This is a genomic window from Acinetobacter sp. YH12069, assembly GCF_013419675.1.
Taxonomy (GTDB): domain Bacteria; phylum Pseudomonadota; class Gammaproteobacteria; order Pseudomonadales; family Moraxellaceae; genus Acinetobacter; species Acinetobacter amyesii.
The window spans coordinates 1-2905 of sequence record NZ_VOZS01000048.1 but is presented as its reverse complement, the minus strand read 5'-3'; the positions used below and the strand labels follow the sequence as shown (position 1 = coordinate 2905).

Annotated in this window: 4 protein-coding genes; 2 read left to right on the top strand and 2 right to left on the bottom strand. The window is 33.6% G+C overall.

Features of this window, described 5'->3' with window-relative positions; genetic code table 11:
• Nucleotides 1-96 (top strand): transposase domain-containing protein (locus tag FTU16_RS16290; RefSeq protein ID WP_141192730.1); only part of this gene is annotated, 96 nt, incomplete at its 5' end.
• Nucleotides 97-170: 74 nt separating this feature from the next.
• Nucleotides 171-365: a hypothetical protein gene (locus FTU16_RS16285; RefSeq protein WP_180163690.1), complete on the top strand. Its 195-nt coding sequence runs from the start codon at nucleotides 171-173 to the stop codon at nucleotides 363-365.
• A gap of 29 nt (nucleotides 366-394) precedes the next feature.
• Here FTU16_RS16285 and FTU16_RS16280 read toward each other — a convergent pair whose 3' ends face one another.
• Together FTU16_RS16280 and FTU16_RS16275 are read right to left on the bottom strand one after the other, a co-directional pair.
• The gene (locus FTU16_RS16280; protein WP_180163689.1) at nucleotides 395-811 is read right to left on the bottom strand and encodes a hypothetical protein; all 417 of its coding nucleotides are present in this window, start codon (nucleotides 809-811) and stop codon (nucleotides 395-397) included.
• A gap of 1 nt (nucleotide 812) precedes the next feature.
• Nucleotides 813-2822: an integrase gene (locus tag FTU16_RS16275; RefSeq protein WP_373683910.1), complete on the bottom strand. Its 2010-nt coding sequence runs from the start codon at nucleotides 2820-2822 to the stop codon at nucleotides 813-815.
• Nucleotides 2823-2905 lie beyond the last annotated feature (83 nt).

The following is a 2905-nucleotide window of genomic DNA, read 5'->3' as shown; positions in this document are numbered from 1 at the left end:
GCCTATTTAAGTGATGTGCTGAAAAGGTTGCCGACACATAAAGTGACTCAGATTGAAGAATTACTGCCACATCGCTGGAAATCCAACTCAAATTAAAAAATAGGCATGGGGTTCAGCGGACGCTTACAGAGCTTAAACAATTTAGTAAGTCAAAAATTGATTTATCCAATATGATTTTGGAAGATAATAAAATCATTGAAGAAATCTTTTTTTTAGAGAAAAAAACAGAAAAATACTTACAACTTGAACAAAATTTTCCTCATCTGTCCCATCAAATTTTATATGAGAAAAATAAATGCTTAAATAACATTATGGAACTTAAAGCTTATAGGTCAGCTTTAAAAAGTGTTATTGAAGCAATTTAGCTCTTTTGAGAGCCTTATAGGCTCTCTTTCTAGGTGTTTTTATTTGCTAATGGCTCATTCAGTTTTTCTATACTGATTCCATACTTATAAGCATTATATTGCCAAACTACAAACTGCTCTAATAGCATTGAATTCTCTTTTTCTAACCTCTGAATTTTACTTTCTAAAGCATCAATCCTAGCTTGAGCTATTTTTAAACTCGCAGGTACTTTTTCTTTAGCTCTAGACATTATTAATCTAGCAGCTGGCGATTTTTTCCCAAGGTCAAAAGCATTCTTTATTTTGGCGTACTTTTGCAATGTTTGCCGAGTAGGTGCTGGTATTAGCTCTAATTGTTGCTCAATAGCATTACAGAGATTATCCCAAGTTAATTTTTCGTTTGGAGACCAATAATCTAGAATCTCAACAATATTCTCAATATCTTGATCAGTTAAATGTTGTGCCATATCAAATCCATAAATCCATTTGCAATACCGGACTAAGCAAATGTGATTCATCCTCTATCATTTTACGTTGAGTATTCTCAATAACGGGGATACGTTTACGACCTGCTTTTTGATACGCTAAATCCAAGTGATTTACTACATCAGAAGAGGGCAGACTTAATGGAGTTCCATCTTCAATATGTGGGTCATTTAGTAAAGCCAACATCTGTTCACATCTTTGGATAGTTAACTCTCTGGTTTCTAGCCAAACACTAGCACCAGTTACATTTTTATCTACAGCCAACTTATCTTTTTCCCACAGTATTTTTTCTTTTTTTAATCTATCTTGAAGACGCTTTGTTTTTTCTTGATCACCTTTGATACATACATGCTCAGTACAGTTTAAACAGTTTCTATATTTTAAACATGGCTCATCAATATAAGAATGTGTACAAAGCCCAAACTCTGTTACATGCATAGCTAAACTAGTTCGAGTATTTAGTTCTTGCAATGTACGTGGCGTAGCAATTTGAAAATTATATCCACAGCTATCTTCAGTAATAGCAATCTCTTTCTTTTGCATTTCTACCAATGCATAGTTTCTTTCTTCAACAGTCGTGTGATCATAGACTCTGTTTTGCTTAATGTCAGCTCTACCAGACCATTTAGCCAATAGAATACTATCCATCCCATTAGTATTTGCTATGCTATTAAGTAAATGACGAAATTGATGAGTTGCAACACTATAATCCCCATAGCCCCATCTCTGAAAAATCGACTTAACATTCGATAATTTATCCTTACCTCTCAATTTCTTTTTCGTCGGAGATAAATCCTCATTTAGAGTATCAATAATAGGCATCCATAGTTCAGTAATGACCGTTACCTTTTGAGTATTAAGTTGATTTGCAAAGAAACAGAAAAGCGCTTCAGACCATTTTATTTTTATACCATCACCCACCTGAAAAGGCACATAAGGGAACCCTTTAGGCAAACGACTTCTAATCAACTTATTTAAGTCATTTAAACAATATAATCCATCTTTTAGCTCCAGCCCTCGCGTTCGTAGAAATTTATTCCCAGAATCAGAAACCTGTTTTGCATTATCATAATTAGATTCGTTAAATCCTAATGCACTTAGAACTTGTTTCTTTGTCAATAATTCCTCATCAGATACTTGTGGACATAATTCATGTCGAGGAAACTTATCAGTACTTTCTAATAAATATGCAAATCGTCTTGGTTTTTCAGACATTTTTTTCAATCGTTCAATAGCTAGTTGAACAGTCGGTATCATAACACTAGGAATATATTTAATGTCATAACCATAATTTTTTTGGGCATACCATCTTAATCCTAAGACTTTTTTCTTTTCTGAAGTAGCATTGATTAGAGCTTTGCTCTGTGAAATCTCAACATCTTCTTCATGAACACAGTTTTCTTTTAAAAAAAATAATTCTGATGCTCTTTCAGGTGCTGCTAGCAATAGACTTACACTGCTTGTCACAAAAACATCACGTTCTGATAATTCAGATTCTTTACGTGAAAATATGTCAGCTAAAGCAAAAAGTGCATCTTCATCAGGTAATTTAGATGCTCGATATTCTTCAGACTCTTTATCTAAAACAATAGCTTTATCAACTGGCTTTTTATTAGGATTTTTCCAATCAAGTAAATCTAGAATTTTAATGTTTTTGAGAAAATCTAAAAGAATCTTTAAATGCCTACCAGCACTATATGCAGATCCTTTATAGGTTTTTCTAGCTAGTTCAGCTGCTAAATCAAAATCAGCAATTGTCAGTTGGGTCAAATCAACCAAACCATACTTAGCAAGACATACTTCCTCTATAAGTCTCAACGGAATAATTGTCTCTTGCGTTTTTAACTTCCTATTAATCTTTTGGTACTTGACATAAGCTTTCGCAAAATCACGAATAGATTCGTCTAGAAGGCTATTAGAGTTTCTGTCCTTAGATGAAATACCAATCTGATGTGTGCTTAAAAAACAGGAGGGTTTAACTTGGTAAACTATACATACTCATTAGGAGTTTACCATGAGCAAGAAACAGAAGACTTACACCGCAGAATTTAAAGCTGAAGCCATAAAAGCCATTG